15 protein-coding genes are annotated in these 18610 nt (G+C 68.4%); 11 read left to right on the top strand and 4 right to left on the bottom strand.

Annotated features, from left to right (window positions below; all coding sequences use genetic code 11):
• Window positions 1–69: 69 nt before the first annotated feature.
• On the bottom strand, window positions 70–618 hold the full coding sequence (locus RT456_RS00600; protein WP_313341074.1) for a DUF4136 domain-containing protein: 549 nt from the start codon (window positions 616–618) through the stop codon (window positions 70–72).
• Window positions 619–786: 168 nt separating this feature from the next.
• On the opposite strand from RT456_RS00600, the gene RT456_RS00595 reads away from it, so the two are divergent.
• The 7 genes from RT456_RS00595 to RT456_RS00565 are packed head-to-tail and all read left to right on the top strand — an operon-like array spanning window position 787 to window position 7817.
• Entirely contained in the window at window positions 787–1206 is a 420-nt protein-coding gene (locus tag RT456_RS00595; protein ID WP_313341071.1) for a response regulator, read from the top strand.
• Window positions 1203–1754 carry a DUF3302 domain-containing protein gene (locus RT456_RS00590; protein ID WP_313341068.1) on the top strand — a complete coding sequence of 184 codons (552 nt, stop codon included), beginning with the start codon at window positions 1203–1205 and terminating at the stop codon, window positions 1752–1754. The genes RT456_RS00595 and RT456_RS00590 overlap by 4 nt, the downstream gene beginning before the upstream one ends.
• Window positions 1755–1757: 3 nt before the next feature.
• Entirely contained in the window at window positions 1758–2939 is a 1182-nt protein-coding gene (locus tag RT456_RS00585) for an HlyD family secretion protein (protein WP_313341065.1), read from the top strand.
• Window positions 2939–4426, top strand: a complete 1488-nt coding sequence (locus RT456_RS00580; protein WP_313341062.1) for an efflux transporter outer membrane subunit — start codon at window positions 2939–2941, stop codon at window positions 4424–4426. The genes RT456_RS00585 and RT456_RS00580 overlap by 1 nt, the downstream gene beginning before the upstream one ends.
• A gap of 12 nt (window positions 4427–4438) precedes the next feature.
• Window positions 4439–5497 carry a calcium/proton exchanger gene (gene cax / locus RT456_RS00575; protein WP_313341059.1) on the top strand — a complete coding sequence of 353 codons (1059 nt, stop codon included), beginning with the start codon at window positions 4439–4441 and terminating at the stop codon, window positions 5495–5497.
• Between the two features lie 6 nt (window positions 5498–5503).
• On the top strand, window positions 5504–6166 hold the full coding sequence (locus RT456_RS00570; protein WP_313341056.1) for a potassium channel family protein: 663 nt from the start codon (window positions 5504–5506) through the stop codon (window positions 6164–6166).
• Between the two features lie 13 nt (window positions 6167–6179).
• Window positions 6180–7817, top strand: coding sequence for a mechanosensitive ion channel family protein (locus RT456_RS00565; protein WP_313341054.1), 1638 nt, complete (start codon window positions 6180–6182; stop codon window positions 7815–7817).
• Here RT456_RS00565 and RT456_RS00560 read toward each other — a convergent pair.
• From RT456_RS00560 to RT456_RS00550, 3 genes are read right to left on the bottom strand one after another with little or no spacing between them, the layout of a single operon-like run.
• Window positions 7804–8703, bottom strand: a complete 900-nt coding sequence (locus RT456_RS00560) for a DUF2950 domain-containing protein (RefSeq protein WP_313341052.1) — start codon at window positions 8701–8703, stop codon at window positions 7804–7806. The genes RT456_RS00565 and RT456_RS00560 overlap by 14 nt on opposite strands.
• A 13-nt stretch (window positions 8704–8716) precedes the next feature.
• Entirely contained in the window at window positions 8717–10012 is a 1296-nt protein-coding gene (locus RT456_RS00555; RefSeq protein ID WP_313341050.1) for a DUF3300 domain-containing protein, read from the bottom strand.
• A 43-nt stretch (window positions 10013–10055) separates the two neighbouring features.
• Entirely contained in the window at window positions 10056–10853 is a 798-nt protein-coding gene (locus RT456_RS00550) for an OmpA family protein (protein WP_313341048.1), read from the bottom strand.
• A 208-nt stretch (window positions 10854–11061) separates the two neighbouring features.
• On the opposite strand from RT456_RS00550, the gene RT456_RS00545 reads away from it, so the two are divergent.
• The 4 genes from RT456_RS00545 to RT456_RS00530 are packed head-to-tail and all read left to right on the top strand — an operon-like array spanning window position 11062 to window position 18608.
• Window positions 11062–13812 (top strand): hypothetical protein, encoded by a 2751-nt coding sequence (locus RT456_RS00545; RefSeq protein WP_313341045.1) that lies wholly within the window; start codon window positions 11062–11064, stop codon window positions 13810–13812.
• A gap of 30 nt (window positions 13813–13842) precedes the next feature.
• A complete protein-coding gene (locus RT456_RS00540) occupies window positions 13843–15543 on the top strand; it encodes a hypothetical protein (RefSeq protein WP_313341042.1) in 1701 nt (566 codons plus the stop codon).
• Between the two features lie 9 nt (window positions 15544–15552).
• Entirely contained in the window at window positions 15553–16896 is a 1344-nt protein-coding gene (locus RT456_RS00535) for an OprD family outer membrane porin (RefSeq protein ID WP_313341039.1), read from the top strand.
• A gap of 23 nt (window positions 16897–16919) precedes the next feature.
• Window positions 16920–18608: a TrkA C-terminal domain-containing protein gene (locus tag RT456_RS00530; RefSeq protein WP_313341036.1), complete on the top strand. Its 1689-nt coding sequence runs from the start codon at window positions 16920–16922 to the stop codon at window positions 18606–18608.
• Window positions 18609–18610: the final 2 nt, after the last annotated feature.

Here is an 18610-nt window from a genome sequence, read left to right as displayed (position 1 = left end):
GGCGTACCGGCAGGAGGGATGGGTTCCGGCACGCCGTCACGCGGTAAAATCGTGGATGCCGTCAGGCCATCACTTCGCGGGCGCGCTGCCCGGCGGGAAACCGGCGAACAGCTTGTCGAGACCCGCTTCGACCGTGCTGTTGACCCGGTCCGGCGACGAGGGCACCGTGGCGCTGGCTGTGCCGCGCCAGACCGCCTGTTTGCTCCGCGCATCGAACATGTCCACCACCAGGGTGCCTACATCGTAGGTGCGCACCGTGGTGGTCGCGGTGCCCATACCCATGCCGCCGCCCCAGCCGCCGCCACGCCACCCCCAGCCGCCCATGTTGCTGCCGCTGTAGAAGGTGTCCAGGCTCTGCCGTTGGCTGGTCACGATATGTGCGGCAAGCGCCACGTCACCGTTGGCCGCCTGGGTCCAGCCACGGGCCGCCAGGCGCGCGTCGATGCCATCCACGATGCGCTGCGTCACAAGTGGCGAGCCGCCCTGCGGCTTCATTGCCCAGCTGTAGGTCTTGAACGACGCGAAGTTCGCGCCCGGGTCAAAATCGGTGTGGACCGTGGGCGAAGATGCACAGGCCACCAGCAAGGTGGCCATCACCGCAGCTGCAAAGGCTTTCATCACACAGGACTCCCGCGCCGTGAACTGGCCACCAGCCTAGCCCTGGGCCCCCGGCGTGGTCATCCGCATAACTACGCAGCACGACCAGCAAAACTACCGGTTGCTGCAGCGGGCATGGGGCCAAGGGCCAATTGCCGCCGGCGCCCGCCGGGGCGATGGTGCTTCACCATGACAGAACGGGCGCCAGTGGTTGCGGTGGTCGACGATGAGGACGACGTGCGGCTCGCGCTGCGTCGGTTGCTTCGGTCGGCCGGGTTCGACGTACTGGCCTACGAATCGGGGTCGGAGTTCCTGCGCCACGCCGCGCGCAGCCTGCCCGACTGCGTGATCCTCAACCTGCGCATGTCCGGTCTCAGCGGCTTTGACGTACTGGCGACCATGAAGGAACGGGCGCTGCGGATTCCGGTCGTGGTGGTCACCGGCAACGACGGCCAGGAAAGCAGAACCGAGGCGCTGGCACTGGGTGCCGATGCCTACCTGTGCAAACCGGTGGATGCCGACGCGTTGATCGGCGCCACGCAGGCCGCAATCGAACGGCACCGCCGGCGCCGCCCCCCACCTCACCCCGGCTCCCCGGAGGCGTCATGAACCGTCCGCCGTTTCTGCCTCCGCGCACCGCGCGCCGTCTGGTCCTGGCGGTCGTCGCGACGCTCTGCTTCGCCTCCGATGCACAGGCCTCCTTCCTCAGTGGCGACGCCCTGGACACCGCCGCCAATGTCATTGCCTGGGTGGCGTTGGTGGTGGTACCGGTGGCGCTGATCACGGTGTTCTGGATGGTGCACATCCTTCCGGAAAAAATTGCCGAAAAGCGCAACCACCCGCAGCTCGAGGCGATCAAGACACTGTGCCTGCTGTCGCTGCTGTTCGGCGGCCTGCTGTGGCCATTGGCCTGGCTGTGGGCCTACACGCGGCCGGTGCTGCACAAGCTTGCCTACGGCACCGACCAGGGCAGCCACGAGCACGACAATGAAGCGCTGCGGCCCTTCCACGACGCCCGCGTCGAAGCGGAACCCGCGCCGATCGACACGGTGCCGGCCAACGACGCCCTCTGGCAGCAGCGGGTGGACACGCTCGAACGCCGCCTGGCCGCGATGGAAGCGTCGCGCCATGAACCGCCCACCGGCGCAAAGGGGTAAGCCATGGAAGTCATCCTCCTGCTCATCTACTCGTTCTTCGTCTGGCTGATCTTCTTCAAGTTCAAGTGGCTGCCGTGGAACTTCGTCTCACAGGTCGTGGTGATCTCGCTGCCGATCTTCGCCATGACCGCGCTCATCCTGGTCCTCAACGTGGTCGCCCCCTCCTCGTCGGACGTGCGTGCGATCAACTATGTCGTGCAGGTGGTGCCACGGGTAACCGGGCGCGTGATCGAGGTTCCGATAGAGCCCAACCGACCGTTGCGCAAGGGCGACGTGCTGTTCCGCATCGACCCGGTGCCGTACCAGCAGCAGCTGGCCGCCTTGGAAGCCAAGCTGCCGGAGCTGTCGGCCAAGCTGGACAGTGCCGACGCCTACCAGCGCGAACTGGGCGAGCAGCTGCGCGGCGCGCGGGCCACGCGCGCCGCGCTGGCCACGCGCCTGCAGCTGGCCGAACGTCGTGAGCGCCAGACCGGTGAACTGGCCACGGCCGGCGCCGGTACGCGCTTCGACCATGAGCAGGCACAGACCGAAGCGGCCAGCCTGCGCTCGGACCTGGTGAACACCACCGCGCAGATGGCCCAGGTACAACAGAAACTCTCGGCACAGACGACCGACGGCGAGCTCTCCGAAGTCGCCCAGGCCCGTGCCGGCATGGTGCAGCTGCAGGCGCAGATCGTCGAAGCGCGCTGGCAGCTGGAACAGACCGTGGTGCGTGCACCGGCCGATGGCAGCGTCATCAACCTGCAGCTGCGTGAGGGTTCCTATGCCGCCAGCCTGCCGCTTACCCCGGTGATGTCCTTCGTCGAGCGCGAGCAGTGGATCATTGCCATGTTCGCGCAGAACGAGCTGGGCAACGTGGCGCCCGGCAACGAGGCCGAGATCGCGCTGAAGGTGTATCCGAACCGCATCATCAAGTGCAAGGTCGACTCGGTGGTGTGGGCCTCGGGCACCGGCCAGTTGCCGATCAGCGGCATGGTGCCGCAGACCGGCCTCACCCCGCTGCCGCCCGGGCGCATCGCGGTGCGGCTGCGTCCGGACGGACGTGACCGCGATGTGTTCATCGCCATGGGCGCGCAGGGCCAGGGCGCCATCTACACCGAGCACGGCGCGCTGATCCACATCGTGCGCAGGGTGATCCTGCGCGTGGGCAGCAAGCTCGATTGGCTCGTGCTGAAGCTGCACTGATGGCCATGGACCGCCACCCGCCGCGCCGCTCCCGCCCCGTGGCACGCATGGCCGGCCTCGCACTGGGCGTGGCGCTGGCCGGCTGCGCCACCGCGCCGGAGCCCAGCACCGACCAGATCCGCGCCGAGGCGTTTGCCACCGTGGCCATTCCACCGAACTGGTCGGCGCAGGCCAGCCAGGCGCAGGTGGACCAGGGCTGGCTGGCCGCTTTCGCCGACCCGCAGCTGACCGCGCTGGTGCAGGAAGCCCTGCTCCGCAGCCCGGACCTGCTGATTGCGGCAGCGCGGGTTGAACAGGCCAACGCCCAGGTCGACATCGCCCAGGCGCAGCTGCGCCCGGCGATCGGCCTGATCGGGCGCGGCGGCTCCAAGCCCATCGCCGACCTGGTCCCGCTGCTGAGCGGCCTGATGCTGCGCCTGAGCTGGGAAATCGACCTGTGGGGGCGCCTGCGCTACGCGCGCAACGCGGCCATGGCCGCCAGCGACGCGCAGAGCGCGGACTACCGGTATGCGCAGCAGTCGTTGGCCGCCAGCGTCGCCCGCGCGTGGTTCACCGCCACCGAGGCACGCCTGCAACTGGCCCTGGCCACCGATCTGGCCGAGCGCGGCCAGCAGCTCACCGCGTTGGCCGAACAGCGCGAGCGGATCGGTGCCGGCAGCTCGAATGACACCCTCGCCACGCGCGCCGCCGCGGCAAACTACCTCGATGCGCGCGAGCAGGCCGAAATGGCCAGCCGCAGCGCCGCCCGCGCACTGGAAATCCTGCTCGGCCGCTACCCCGGTGCCACGCTGCAGGCGGCCGTGGCGCTGACCCCGCTGCCGGGCGCGGTGCCGGCCGGCATGCCCATCGATGCGCTCAACCGGCGCCCGGACCTGTATGCCGCCGAACGTCGCGTGGCCGCCGCATTCGACAGGGTCGGCGAGGCGCGTGCCGCGATGCTGCCGGCGCTCTCGATCTCGGCGGGCTACGGCAGGCTCAGCAACGCGGCGGTACGTACCCGCGATGACCTGGAGCAGACCACCTCCAGCGTTGCCGCCACCGGCACCATGCCGCTGTACACCGGCGGTGCGCTCACCGGACAGGTGCAGCTGCGCTCGGCCGAGCAGAAGCAGGCGGTGGCCGAGTACACGCGCAAGGCACTGGTGGCGCTGGCGGAAGTGGAAGACGCATTGACCGCCGAGCGCATGCTGGCGCAGCGCGAGCGGCTGCTGTCCGATGCGTTGGCGGCGAACGAACAGGTCGCGCGGCAGGTGGACGCGGCCGAACGCATCGGCCGTTCCGACCAGCGGGCCGTGCAGGCGCAGGCGCTGGAAACGCTCGCCGCGCGCTCGGCCCTGCTCAGCCTGCAGCGCGAACGGCTGAGCCGCCGGGTGGATCTGTATCTCGCGCTGGGGGGCGACTACGCCGTGGCAACGCCGCCTCCGGCGCAGGATTCCGGCGCCCCAGGCCCATCGCCCACGCCAGCGGATGGCACCTCACCCAGATAGACGGGGTTCCCCATGTACTGGATGCTGCTTCTGGTTCCGCTGGCCATCGTCCTGCATCACCTCATGCCGGGCAATGCGCTGCTGGTGTTCGGCGCCACCGCGCTGGCCATCGTGCCCCTGGCCGCATTGATGTCGCGCGCCACCGGCGCCTTGGCGGCGCGCCTGGGCCCCAGTATCGGCGGCCTGCTCAACGCCACGTTCGGCAACGCCGCCGAGTTCATCATCGCGCTGGCCGCGCTGCGCGGCGGGCTGCACGGCATGGTCAAGGCGTCCATCGCCGGCACCATCATCGGCAACATCCTGTTCGTGCTGGGCCTGTCGATGGTGCTCGGGGGCCTGCGCCACGGCCACCAGCGCTACGACGCGGCCAGCGCCCGCATGCAGGCCACCATGCTGACCCTCGCCGTGATCACGCTGATCCTGCCGGCGTCCTACCGCGCCGTGGTCCCCGGTGCGGAAACCGCGCTGCAGGACATCAGCCTGGTGCTCTCGGTACTGCTGTTGCTGGTCTACCTGGCCACCGTGGTGTTCACCCTGCGCTCCGCGCGCAGCGGCGAGGGCGGCGAACAGGCCGCGCATGACGCACACGGTGCGCCGATGTCCAATGGCCGCGCCGCGCTGCTGTTGGGCGCTACCAGCGTGGGCATCATCTGGCTCAGCGAGATCCTGGTCAGCGTCGTGGAACCGGCCAGCGAGCAGCTCGGGCTTTCCGATGCGTTCACCGGCGTGTTCGTGCTGGCGGTAATCGGTGGCGCCGCGGAACAGGCCACCGCGCTGGTGGCCGCACGAAAGAACCAGATGACGTTGAGCATGTCCATCGCGCTGGGTTCGGGCGTGCAGCTGGCGCTGTTGGTGGCCCCGTTGCTGGTGCTGCTCAGCTACGTCGTCGGCCCCGCACCGATGAGCCTGGAGTTCGGCGCCGGACTGATCCTCAGCGTGCTGGTGGCGGTGATCATCACCGGGCAGGTCGCCACCGACGGCCACTCGGACTGGCTGCGCGGCGTGCAGCTGCTGGGGCTGTACGTGATCCTGGCCACGCTGTTCTGGTTCGTGCCGGACGTGGCCGCGTGACCGCGCATGCGCACTGCCCTGCCCCTGCTGCTGCGTAGCCACCGGTACACGCTCCTGTTCGTCGCGCTGCTGGCCACGGTCACCGTGGGTCCGCTGCTGGAGGCCCTGTCCTTCGGCCACCGGGCGATGGAGCTGCTGCTGTGTGTCAGCCTGGTCACCGCGCTGACGCCGATCGGCCGTCCTGCGCTGCGCTACCCCATGCTGCTGCTGGTGGTGGTGGCACAAGCGCTGCGCTGGTTTGCCCGCGATGCGAGCGGCGCGCTGGTCCTGACCGGCGCGGTGCTGTGGGGCGTGCTGGCCACCGTGGCCGCCTGGCATGCGGTGCGCTACTCGCTGTCCAGCCCCCGGGTCCGCACGGAACACCTCGCGGCCGCATTGAGCGCCTACCTGCTGCTGGGCATCTGCGGCGGCGTGGTGTTCGCCGCGCTGTCGGCCATCGCGCCCGGCTCGATGTCGGTCGGCGGACAGCCCGCGCATGAGGGGTTGGGCATGGGTGCCTCGATGTACTTCAGCTTCGTGACCCTGGCCACGCTCGGCTATGGCGACATCACCCCGGCCAGCCAGGTGGCACGCGGACTGGCCACGCTCGAGGCCATCACCGGCCAGTTGTACCTGGCGTTGCTGGTGGCCCGCCTGGTCGGTCTGGGCAGCGCAACGGTGGCCCGATGAACGTCGACCGTCCATGAGCACGCTGCTTCTCCGCCGGTTGTCGCTGTCTGCCAGCCTGCTGGTCCTGGCGGCATGGGCGTGGCCGGGCGTGGCCGCTGCCACACCCGCAGCGCCACCCGCGCCCGCGCCCACCGCTGCGGCTCCGTCGGCCACGGCCCGCTGGTTCAACCGCGACCTGGTGACCTTCCGCGCGTCGCTGTATGGCAACACGCCGGCGATGCGTGCGCGCGCCGCCGAAGGCAACCTGGCCCGCATCGTCGACCAGCCGGGGCACGCCACCGTGTCGACCCAGAACGTGCCACAGGGCAGTGTGATCCTGGCCGACGGCCAGCTGGTCACCGTCCTGACGCCGGCCGACCGCGACGTGCTGCGCAATGAAACGCCGGCCCAGCAGCGCGACCGTGCCGTGCAGCGCATGCAGGCCGCGCTCGCCGCCGCCGAACAGGCGCGCCTGCCGCAGCGGTTGCTGGCCGGCGCGGCATGGACGCTGCTGGCCACCTGCGTTGCGATCGCGGTGCTGTGGGCGCTGCGCGGGTGCGCGCGGCGCATGCGCCGCCGCGTCGATGCGTGGGTGCAGCGACGCGTGCACAAACTGCGCAGTCCCTCCGCGCGGCAGCTGCTGTTCGGTCTGGTCACCAGCGCGCGCAGCCTGGGGCGCCTGATCGGCTGGCTGGTGGTGCTGGTGTTGATGGAGGAATGGCTGCGATTCGTGCTCGGCCGCTTTCCGTATACCCAGCCGTGGGCGAACGCCATGGCGGGCTGGATCGGGGAACGCCTTGCCGGGTTCGGGCGCGCCACTCTGCAGGCCCTGCCCGACCTGGTCAGCGCGGCCCTGATCTTCCTGGCGGCACGCGTGGTGGTGCAGGCGGTACGCATCGTGTTCGAAGGCGTGGCCAGCGGCCGGTTCCAGTTCGTCGGCATCGACCAGCCCCTGGCCGAGCCCACCCGCAAGATCATCACCGTGGTGATCTGGCTGTTTGCACTGGCCATGGCCTATCCCTACCTGCCCGGCGCGGAGACCGACGCGTTCAAGGGCCTGAGCGTCTTCGTCGGCCTGATGGTGTCACTGGGCGCATCGAGCATCATCGGCCAGGCGGCCAGCGGCTTCACCCTGCTCTACTCGCGCACCATGACCGTGGGCGATGTGGTGCGGATCGGCGACACCGAGGGCGTGGTGCAGCAGATCGGGCTGTTCACCACGCGTCTGCGCACCCCGCTGGGCGTGGAGATCAGCTTCCCCAACAACGTGGTGCTGTCCGGCGAACTGCGCAACTACTCGCGCGACCCCGATGGTCCAGGACTGTGGGTGGAAACCTCGCTCACCATCGGCTACGACGCGCCGTGGCGGCAGGTACACCGGCTGTTGAAGCAGGCCGCCGCCGATACCGACAGCGTGGTGGCCGAACCACCGCCGCACGTGGTGCAGTCCGAACTGGGCGACTTCGCGGTCACCTACACGCTGCGCGCCCGGGTCGTCGACGTCGCGCATCGATGGCAGGTGCGCAGCGCGCTGCTCGCGCATATCCAGGATGCGTTCAATGCCGCCGGCGTGCAGATCATGTCGCCCAACTACGAAGCGGATCCAGCGTCGGCCAAGATCGTGCCGAAAGAGCACTGGGATGGGCGGCCACCCACGATCAACGCGCCGTAGCGGGTTCGGCGGGATCGTCCAGCGGGGTCCAGCTGCTGTCCGGGTCGAACAGCGTCATGTCACGCGCCACCTGTTCCGTGTCCGGACCGAGGTCCTTCTCATACACGGTGCCGGCGTGGCTGATCGTGTAGCTCATCACGCCACTGTCGCCGTAGTGTGCCGGCCAGGCGACCAGGGCGAATCCACGGGTCAGGCTGCCGGCCACCGTGTACCGGTAGGCACCGCGCGGCGCCGACGGGCCCTGCCCGAGCAGGATCTTGTAGTGATAGCCATGCCACTCCCCCTCCGGTGTCTCGCCCCCGAACAGCGGTCCCAGCGGGCTCTCGCCGCCGGCATCGGCCGGCCAGTACAACCCGTCCTGCTTGCCGTCGCTGCTGCGCAGCCGCTGCGCATATTCGGGCAGCGTATCGCTGTTGCGATCACGCCGCGCGTACTCACGCTGCGCATCGGCATAGGCCAACACCGCCTGCACCGCCTCGCGTTCGTTACGCCCGATCCGGCGTGCACGCAGTTCGGGTTCGCCCGCCTTCAGGTCGAAGGCCCAGCCGCCGCCCTGCCGGGTCAGCGGCACCGGCAGCGTCCATCCTTCACTGCCCACCGCCAGCAGCGATTGACCCGCGTCGCTGGCCTTGATGGCGTGTTGCCTGTGGTACTGGGTGATGAAGGCATCCACGTCCTTGCGCTCGATACTGCCGCGCGGCACGTAGTCCTCCCAGTCGGCCCCCAGCACGGTGGCCAGCTGCTCCGGATGCTGGTCGCGCACTTCCAGCGCAGTCACCAGGGCGTCGGCCGCGGCGCTCGCGGTGGGATAGGCCTGCTGGGCGCCGACCGGCGTGGCCAGCAACAGTGTGCAGGCCAGGGTCAACACGGAAACACGAACGCTCATGGGGATTCTCCGATCAACGGCGCCGGCCGCCGCCACCGCCACGGGGCGCAGCGGCGGGCCGATTCATCGGCCGCCCCTGCGGACGGGACGCAGCGGGACGTTGCGAACTCTGCATGCTGCGATGCCCGCGGTTGGCGTCGGCACGGGATTCGGCCGGATTGCGCGCACCGCTGAAGGCGTTGTTGTGCTGGCTGCCCGGTGGGCGCCCCTGCTGACCCGGTGAGCGCTCCAGGCTGCCCGGCGGGCGGCCCTGGCCGGCCTGACGCTGGCCCATCTCGCGCCGCGAGGCGCCGGCGCGATCGCGCGCTTCACGGTTGCTGGTGGCCGGCGCGTCGAAGCCGCGGCTCTCCAGCGACTGCCGCGCATGGTCGCGCTCTGCAGCACGGGCGTCATCACGGCCACGATACGCTTCGCGCTGCGCCACGCCACCGCGCTGGCCGTCAAAGCGCTCGCGGGTGGCGTTGTCACGATAGGGCACGCCGTCGCGGTTGGCCGCATTGTGCTTCCACTTGCCATCGCCGCGGTTGATCTGGCGGTTGCTGTTGAACTCGTTGTAGCGGTTCACGTCGATGTCGATATCGCCGTGGCCCCAATCGAGGTCGCCCCACAGCGCGCCACCCACCGCAACGCCGATACCGAAACTGAGCAGCGCGCCGCCCGGGTAGTAATACGCCGGCGGCGGATAGTAGTACGGCGGATAGCTGGGATAGGGCCAGCTGCCATAGACCACGCCTGGATCGTAGCTCGGCACGTAGACCACCTGCGGATTGGCAGACTCGATCACGATGGTCTGCGGTGCGGCAGGCTCGTGGGCCACCGTCTGCTGCTCGTTGGACGCCAGATGGCCTGCGGCCTCCGCCTGCTTGCGCAGCCGCTGCACCGAGTCCATCACCGCATCGGGCTGGGCCAGGAACGCATCGCCCATCTTCTGCACCCAAGCCGGGTCCTGCCCGAGTACCGCCAGCAACTGCGGAAAGGCCGCCAACGATTGCACGCTCGGGTCCCACGCCTGGTTGGCCACCTGGCGTACCGCTTCTTCGCCCTTGGCGTCGGGATGCGCCTTCGACCACGCGACCGCGTCGGCCACGTCGCCGGGGTAGCTGGACGCCATCAACACCTGCGCCAGCAGCGCGTCCGGATACAGCGCCACCGGCGCCAGCATCTGGTCGAGCTGTTCGCGCGAGAACGTGCCGTTCGCCGCAGTCGTGGCCGTTGCGCCGGCGCCGCCGGGGGGAGGCGCGGCGGCGCCGGCGGTGGCCAGCGCCAGCAGCAACGCGGCCGTCAGCGCCTGGATCATGTGCGTATGCATGCAACCTCCGCTGCAACGGGCGGGCACTGCCCGCCGTTCAGAATCAGGGTTTGGCGCCGGCCTGCACGCCCTTGTCGACCACCAGCTTGGCCACCACCTTGCGCGCGCCGCTGTTGCTGCCGCTGCCCGCATCCGGCGCCACGCCCATGCCATCCCCGGCGCGCACGCGACCCGGGGCCAGCCCGGCGTGCTGCTGCAGGTAGTTGGCCACGGCATTGGCGCGCTGCGTGCTGAGCCGCTGGTTCGCGGCGGCATTGCCGGTGGCATCGGTGAAGCCCTGCAGCACCACCGCATAGTTGTGGGTCTGCTTGGCCTTGGCCGCGAAGGCGTCCAGGTCGGACCTTGCCTTGCCGGACAGCGTGGCACTGCCGGAGTCAAAGGTGACCTCCGCCGCATCCAGCTGCTCATAGGTACCAAACTCGTCCATGCGCTTGTTCATCGCGCCCACTTCGGCATTGGTCGTCGCCATGCCGGCCTGGATCTGCCGGGTGGTCCGCAGGTCTTCGGAGCGGAAACTGATCTCGCGGGCGTCCACATGGTCGCCCGAGGCGGCCCCTTCCACCGTGACCGGCAAGCCAGCCGCCAGCACGCTGCGGTCGGTCTTCTCGTGGATCACATTGGTCAGGCCCTTGGTTTTCTTGTAGACGGTATCGGAAGACACATCCACGGTATGCGCCGTGCGCGACTGGTCGACCACGGTGATGGTGTCGCCCTGGACGGCGGTGATGACGCCCTTGAACCGGGTCTTCGTCTCGTCCGCTGCCACCGCAGTCAGCGCGATGAATGCGCCAATGAACAACAGGGTGCGGGCAGGTGCCCGGCTCGGGTTGCGCGTGGCCATTGCAGATGCTCCGGTGGGTTGATCGTTGTTCCACGCTAGCCGTGCCCCACACCGCCCGCAATTGCCCCTTGGGGCTACGTAACTACATGGGCCCAAGGCCCAATTCCAGCGCCACGCCGACGGGACTAGTCTGCGCCGCGTAACTGTCATCGCGCCCGCCTGTCGGGCCCGCCCGTCGCCTGCTGCATCCAGATCGCGGAGCCTTGCCATGAGTGTCGAAACTGCCGCCCCGGCGGAACTGTCCAGCGTGTTTCTTGCCGCGTCGCTGCGCGCCGACCAGTGGCGACAGCTCAACGCGGACGCCCGCGCCTGGGCCGCAGGTGGCCGCGATGCGGCGGGACTGCGCAGCACCTGCGAAAACGGGCTGGCACGCATCCGCCGGCTGGAACCGTGCTGGGCCTACCCCGGCGAGCGCCTGCTCGCCGCGCTGAGCGCAGCGTTGGCCAGCAACGACGCTGCCCAGTTCGCGCGGCTGGCGCGCAAGCTCTCAGCGGCGATTCTCTCCGGGGATTACCGCCGCGACGAACAGGCATGGGATGCCAACGACGATGGCGACCGCACCCTGCTCGATGCGCTGCCGCCCGAGCTCATCGGCGCGCATGACAAGCCCTACTTCGAGGTGCTGATCGTCACCCCGAACGACCCGGCGCAGTGGCAGCGCGCACGCGACGAGATGCGGCGCATGCGCCGCGAGGACGACCTGTTCCACTATTCCGTCACCCATGCGGGCAGCTTTGAGGACGCCGCGCTGGCGGTGATGGTCAACCCCGATCTTCAGGCGGTGGTGATCGTCGACGGCTTCGGCTACAACGCGCTGCTGGACGTGCCCGACCTGAAAGACTTCATGTCCACCCACCTGCACCTGGACGCCATGCCGACCGCAGCGGGTGCGCTGTCCACGGCACTGGCGCGCACGATCAAGCGCTATCGCCCCGAACTGGACCTGTACCTGCTGACCGATCGTTCGCCGGAGCGCCTCGCCGGCAGCATCGAAGCCGCGCCACTGCGGCGGGTGTTCCACCACGTCGAAGAGCCGATGGAAGTGCACCTGGCGATCCTGGACGGCATCAATGACCGTTACGAAACCCCGTACTTCGATAATCTGAAGAAGTACGCGTTGCGGCCGATCGGCACCTTCCACGCCCTGCCGATCGCGCGCGGCAAGTCCATTTTCGGCTCCAACTGGATCCGCGACATGGGCCACTTCTACGGCACCAACATCCTGTTCGCCGAGTCGTCGGCCACCACAGGCGGCCTGGACAGCCTGCTGGAGCCCACCGGCACCATCAAGCGCGCGCAGACCGCGGCCGCCCGCGCGTTCGGGGCCAAGCGCGCCTACTTCGGCACCAATGGCACCTCCACCTCGAACAAGATCGTGGTGCAGGCGGTGTGCAAGCCGGGCGACATCGTCATCGTCGACCGCAACTGCCACAAGTCGCACCACTACGGCTTCGTGCTCAGTGGCGCGCAGCCGTACTACGTGGAAGCATTCCCGCTGACCCAGTACTCGATGTATGGCGCGGTACCGCTGCGCACCATCAAGCAGGCGCTGCTGGACTGCCAGGCCGGTGGCACGCTCGACCGGGTCAAGGTCATCGACATGACCAACTGTACCTTCGACGGCCACATGTACAACCCGCGCCGGGTCATGGAGGAATGCCTGGCGATCAAGCCGGACCTGATCTTCCTCTGGGACGAGGCGTGGTTCGGCTTCGCGCGCTTCAATCCGCTGCACCGCCGCCGCACCGCGATGGGCGCCGCAGCGGCCCTGACCGAGCGCTACCGCAGCCCCGCCTACCGCGAGGAGTACGCGGCATGGAAGGTCGCACGCGGCGACGTCGACCCCGGCGACCCGGCACAACTGGACGAGCGGCTGCTGCCGGACCCGGACAAGGTGCGCATCCGCGTTTACCAGACCAACTCCACCCACAAGTCGATGTCGGCGTTCCGCCAGGGTTCGATGATGCTGGTCTGGGACGAGGACTTCCACCAGGTCGAAGGTCCCTTCGAGGAAGCCTTCTTCGCCCATACCTCCACCTCGCCCAACCTGCAGCTGATTGCCTCGCTTGACCTGGCACGCCGGCAGATGGAGCTGGAGGGCTACGGCTTGACCCTGAAGATGACCGACCTGGCGCTGCGCCTGCGCCACAGCATCAACACCCATCCGCTGATCTCGCGGTATTTCCACGTCGCCACGCCGGAAGACATGATTCCCGCGGAATTCCGCGGGTCCGGCCTGCGCGACTACGGGCTGCCCAACGCCACCTGGGCCGAGACCAGCCGAGCGTGGGACGACGATGAGTTCGCGCTCGACCCGACCCGCCTCACCGTGGTCTGCGGTGCGGGCGGGTTCGACGGCACCCAGTTCAAGGGCATCCTGGCCGAGCGCTTCGACATCCAGGTCAACAAGACCTCGCGCAACAGCATCCTGGTCCAGACCAACATCAACAACACCCACAGCGATGCGGCCCTGCTGATCAAGGCGCTGGCCGATCTTGCGCGGGAGATCGACACCCGGCTCTCGCAGGAGGGCCCAGGCGGGCAACAGGCGTTCGCCGACCGCGTGCGTTCGCTCATGACCGACGTGCCGGACCTGCCCAACTTCAGCCGCTTCCACGACGCGTTCCGCGAAGCGCCTGACGGCGCCAGCAACGAGGGCCACATGCGCCCGGCGTTCTTCATGGCCTACGAGGAGGCCAACTGCGCGTTCGTCAGGCTGGACAGCGACGAAGTGGACCAACGCCTGAAGGACGGCCCCGAGATGGTCTCGGCCAACTTCGTCATCCCCTACCCGCCCGGCTTCCCGATCATGGTGCCCGGCCAGGTCATCACCGCCGACACCATCGCGTTCATGCGCAAGCTCGACGTCAAAGAGATCCACGGGTACCACGCCGCGCAGGGCATCAAACTGATCACACCGGATGCACTGGACGGCGTCCGCGCCCGTTCGCTGCAGTGAACCGCCGTTCCAGGACAGGAGATATCCGTCATGCAGGCCTTCTTCCAGTTTCTCGCTGACAACCCGTACGTCCTGCTCTTCTTCACCGTCGGCATGGCGGTGCTGGTGGGCAAGTTCTCGGTCAAAGGCTACGGCCTGGGCATGGTCGCCGCGGCGGTGGTGGTGGGTGCCGCATTGGCCACATGGGCGTCCACTTACGGCGTCAAGCTGCAGTTGGACAACTTTGCCAAGTCGCTCTTCTATTACCTGTTCATGTACGGCGTGGGGCTGCGCGTGGGCCCGGCGTTCTTCAACAGCCTGAAGAAGGACGGCATCACCTTCACCATTCTCGCCGTCATCTGCTCCGTGCTCGGCCTGGGCCTGGTGGTGCTGATGTCCGACCTGCTCGGCCTGCCCGCCGGTGCTGCCGGTGGCGTGCTGGCCGGCTCGCAGACGATGTCCGCGGCGATCGGCACGGCCGAGATGGCCGTTGAACAGGGTGCGTACAAACTCCCGCCCGGCACCACCGCCGAACAGGTCTCGGGCATGATCGCGCTGGGCTACGGCGTGACCTATATCTGGGGCACCGTAGGCATCATCCTCATCTGCAAATACCTGCCACGCTGGTGGGGCGTGGATGCCCGCAAGGCCGCCCGCGAGTACGAGCAGGCCCACGGCGTGCGCAATGTCGACGATGCCACGCTGTCCGGCTACCGGGGTGGCGGCCTGCGCGCCTACCGGCTGGACAACACCAGCACCGCCGGCCAGAGCATCGCCGACTTCCGGCGCACGTATCCGCAGTACCGCATCGCCAACGTGCGCCGCGGTGACGCGATCCTCGGCGCAGCGCCCGAGCTGGTGCTGCAGACCGGGGACGTCATCGCCCTGGGTGGCCGGCTGGAAGACCTGACCGCCAATATCGGTCTGATCGGCACTGAAGTGGATGATCCCAAGGCACTGAACGTGCCGCTGGACCAGGCCGAGATCCTGGTTACCGAGAAGGACTTCACCGGCAAGCCGCTGAAGACCCTGGCCAGCGAGGACTTCGCCGGGCAGCTGCAGGTCAGCCGCATGGAGCGCTCGGGTGAACCGCTGCCGTTCGGCGCCGACACCGAACTGAAGCGCCTGGACGTGCTGTACGTGACCGGCCTGAAGAGTGCCGTGGACAAAGCGGCTGGACTGCTGGGCAAGATCGCCCGGCCGAGCAGCTCCACCGACCTGTTGACGCTTTCGCTGGGCATGGTGCTGGGCCTGCTGATCGGCAAGATCAACGTGCCGATCGGCGACTTCTCGGTCGGCCTGGGCAATGCCGGAGGCCTGCTGCTGTCGGGGATCCTGGTGTCCTCGCTGGTGTCACGGCTGCGCTTCTTCGGCAGCACGCCCAATGCAGCGCGCAACATCCTGGAGGACCTGGGCCTGGTGACCTTCATCGCCATCGTCGGCATCAACGCCGGGGCCACGCTGCTGGACCAGCTGAGCGGCGCGATCGCAGTGAAGATCCTCGTCGCCGGCTTCGTGGCCAGTACCATTCCGCCGTTCGTCACCTGGGCGGTCGGCTACCACTTCTTCAAGATCAATCCTGCGGTGTTGATGGGCGGCGTGGCCGGGTCACGTTCGCATTCCGGACCGGCGCGCGAGGCCGCCAAGGAGATCGACAGCACCGTGCCGTGGGTCGGCTTCCCGGTCGGCTACGCCGTGTCCGGCGTGTTGTACACGGTGTTCGGGTACTTCGCGATGGTGTTCTCGCAGTAGGAGGCGGACATGAAGCCGATCCAGTATCTGTTGACCGCTGCGGCGATGCTGCTGCCTGGCCTGGCCATGGCGCAGGCGAACGCATCGCCGGCGGCGGAGACGACCGACGACCCGCCCGAAAGCTCCGTCGAGCAGGGCCAGACCCCGCTCGACGAAGCGTTCGGCCCGCGCGATCGCGCCGCATGGATCCGCGAGACCCGACGCAAGGCCTGGGAAGACACCACCTTCGACGTGCAGGCACGCACGTTCTATCTGGACCGCGACAAGTACGACAACAGCGAGAGCACGGCCTGGGCGCTGGGCGGTTCGGCCGGCTTCAAGACCGGCTACTTCAGGGAACGCGTCGCCCTGGGCGCCACGGGCTACACCTCGCAGCGCCTGTACGGGCCGGACGACAAGGACGGCACCCTGCTGCTCAAACCCGGGCAGGAGGGCTATACGGTGCTGGGTGAAGTCTACGGCGATGTCCTTCTCAACGACGACACCCACCTCAAGCTTGGGCGGTTCGGCATCGATACGCCTTACGTCAACCGCAACGACGCCCGAATGACCCCCAATACCTTCCAGGCGCTGACCGTGCAGGGCCTGTACGGTGGCGAAAACGGTGCACCGGAGTGGCGCGTCGGCGGCGGCTACTTCGACAAGATCAAGGAACGCAATGCCGACGACTTCGTGTCGATGGCCAAGGACGCCGGTGCACCCGACTGGGTCAAGCGCGGCGTGTATACGCTGGGCGCCAACTACAAGCAGGGCAACGCGAGCGCCGGTGCCATCTACTACCACAGCAACGACATCATCAGCATTTTCTACACCGAGGGAAAATACGCCTTCCCGCTCGGCGACAGCAGCAAACTGACCTTCGCCCTGCAGTACTCCGACCAGGACAGCGCCGGCGACAACCTGCTGCGTGGCGAGGAATTCTCCGCCCGCCAGTGGGGCGGCAAGGCGGAACTGGGCTACAAGGGCGCGTTGTTCACCACCGGTTACACCCGCGCGAGCGGCGGCACCAACATGCAGAATCCATGGAGCGGCTACCCCGGCTACACCAGCGTGCAGGTCGAGGATTTCAACCGCAACGGGGAAGGCGCCTGGTTGCTGCGCGCCGCGTACGCGTTCGAATCGGTGAAAGGACTGAGCCTGTACGCACTGTATGTGGACGGTTCTGATCCCGACGCGCTTACCGAGTACGCCAAGGACGAGTACAACCTCAATGCCCAGTGGGCCGTCGCCGAGGGTGCGCTCAAAGGCCTGACCCTGCGCGTGCGCTATGCGCATGTGACACAGAAGGACCCGCAGTCCACCGACCTGGACGACCTCCGGCTGTTGATCTACTACGACCCGCCCAGCCTCTGAACCGGGTCGGCAAGGAGCTTCGCATGGCCTGGCTTGCTTCGACCCTGACCCACTACCCTGAGCTGGCGGTGTACCTGGCGCTGGCGTTGGGCTACTGGGTGGGCGGCATCACGCTGCGCGGCTTCCAGTTGGGCGGGGTGACCGGTTCGCTGCTCGCCGGCATGCTGCTGGGCTGGGCGTTCGAGGTACCGGTCGCGGCCACCGCCAAGTCGCTGGTGTTCCTGCTGTTCCTGTTCGGCATCGGCTACGAAGTGGGCCCGCGCTTTGCCCCGGCGATGAAGGGCGATGGCTGGCGCTATGCGGTCCTGGGCGTGTTCATGCCGGTGGTCGGCCTGCTGGTGGCACTGGTCGTGGCGCGCGCCCTGAAGCTCGACCCGGGGCTGGCCGCCGGCATGATGTCCGGCGCGCTGACCGAGTCCCCGGCCATAGGCACCGCCACCGAAGCCATCCAGCGGCTGCCCATCGACGATACGCTCAAGGCCCGCTACATGGCCCATGTCGGCGTGGCCGATGCGCTGTGCTACGTCGGTGGCGCGCTGGGCGTGATCTTCACCTGCAACGTCATCGGACCGCGTCTGCTGCGCAGCCAGCTGGTGGAGGAATCGCTGGCGCTGGAGCGGCAGCATGGCATCGAGCGGACCCGCATGGGGATCAGTTCGGCCTGGCAGCCGTTCGAGACGCGTGCCTACCGGATCGTCGCCAGCATGCCGATTGCCGGCCGCAGCGTGGCCGACGCCGAGCGCCACCTGTCGGATGCGCGCCTGTTCGTCTACCGCATCCGCCGCGACGGCCTGCTGCTCGAACCCACGCCGGACACGCGCCTGCGTGCCGGCGACCTGGTGGCCGTTGGCGGTCACCGGCATGCATTGGTGGAGCTGCTGGGCGACCGCGCCGACGAAGTCGATGACCCGGCGCTGCTGGATGTGCCGCTGGCGTCGCACCAGGTGCTGGTCAACAAGGCCACGTGGGCCGGGCGCACCCTGCAGGACATCGCCACGGGCGACGCGGTGCGCGCGGTATTCCTGCGCTGGATCCTGCGCAACGGCCAGAAGATGCCGATCGGCACCCAGACCACCGTGGAACGCGGGGACGTGCTGCTGTTGGTGGGTCCGGAGCCGGCCGTGGAGCGCGCGGCCGCCGAACTGGGGCAGATCGTCCACAGTACCGATGCCACCGATTTCGTCGCTGTCGGCCTGGCGATCTTCCTCGGCGCGGTGTTCGGCATCGTGGCGGTGGTCCCCATCGGCAATGTCTCGGTCAGCATCGGTTCCAGCGTCGGTGCACTGCTCGGCGGAATCGTGACCGGACACCTGCGCGCGCGCCGGCCCCTGTTCGCCCGGGTGCCGGACAGCGCGGTCAAGCTGATGCAGTCCTACGGCCTGGCTGCCTTCGTGGCCATGGTGGGACTGGGCGCCGGCCCGCACTTCGTGGAGGCCGTGCAGCAGCATGGGCTGGGCCTGTTCCTGGGCGGCCTGGTCGTCACCATGGCGCCGCTGCTGAGCGGGTTGTGGTTTGGCCGCAAGGTACTGAAGATCCCGCCGGTACTGCTGCTCGGTGCGATCTCCGGTGCGCAGACCTTCACCGCCGCGCTGGCGGCGCTGCAGGAGAAGACCGGCAGTTCGATTCCGGTCATCGGCTATTCCGGATCGGTGGCCATCGCCCATCTGCTGCTGACGACGTGGGGAACGGTCATGGTCATGGCGATGGCGTGAGG

Origin of the sequence: Stenotrophomonas sp. (assembly GCF_032099025.1) — a bacterium.
GTDB lineage: Bacteria > Pseudomonadota > Gammaproteobacteria > Xanthomonadales > Xanthomonadaceae > Stenotrophomonas.
This window is presented reverse-complemented; position numbering and strand designations above follow the sequence as displayed.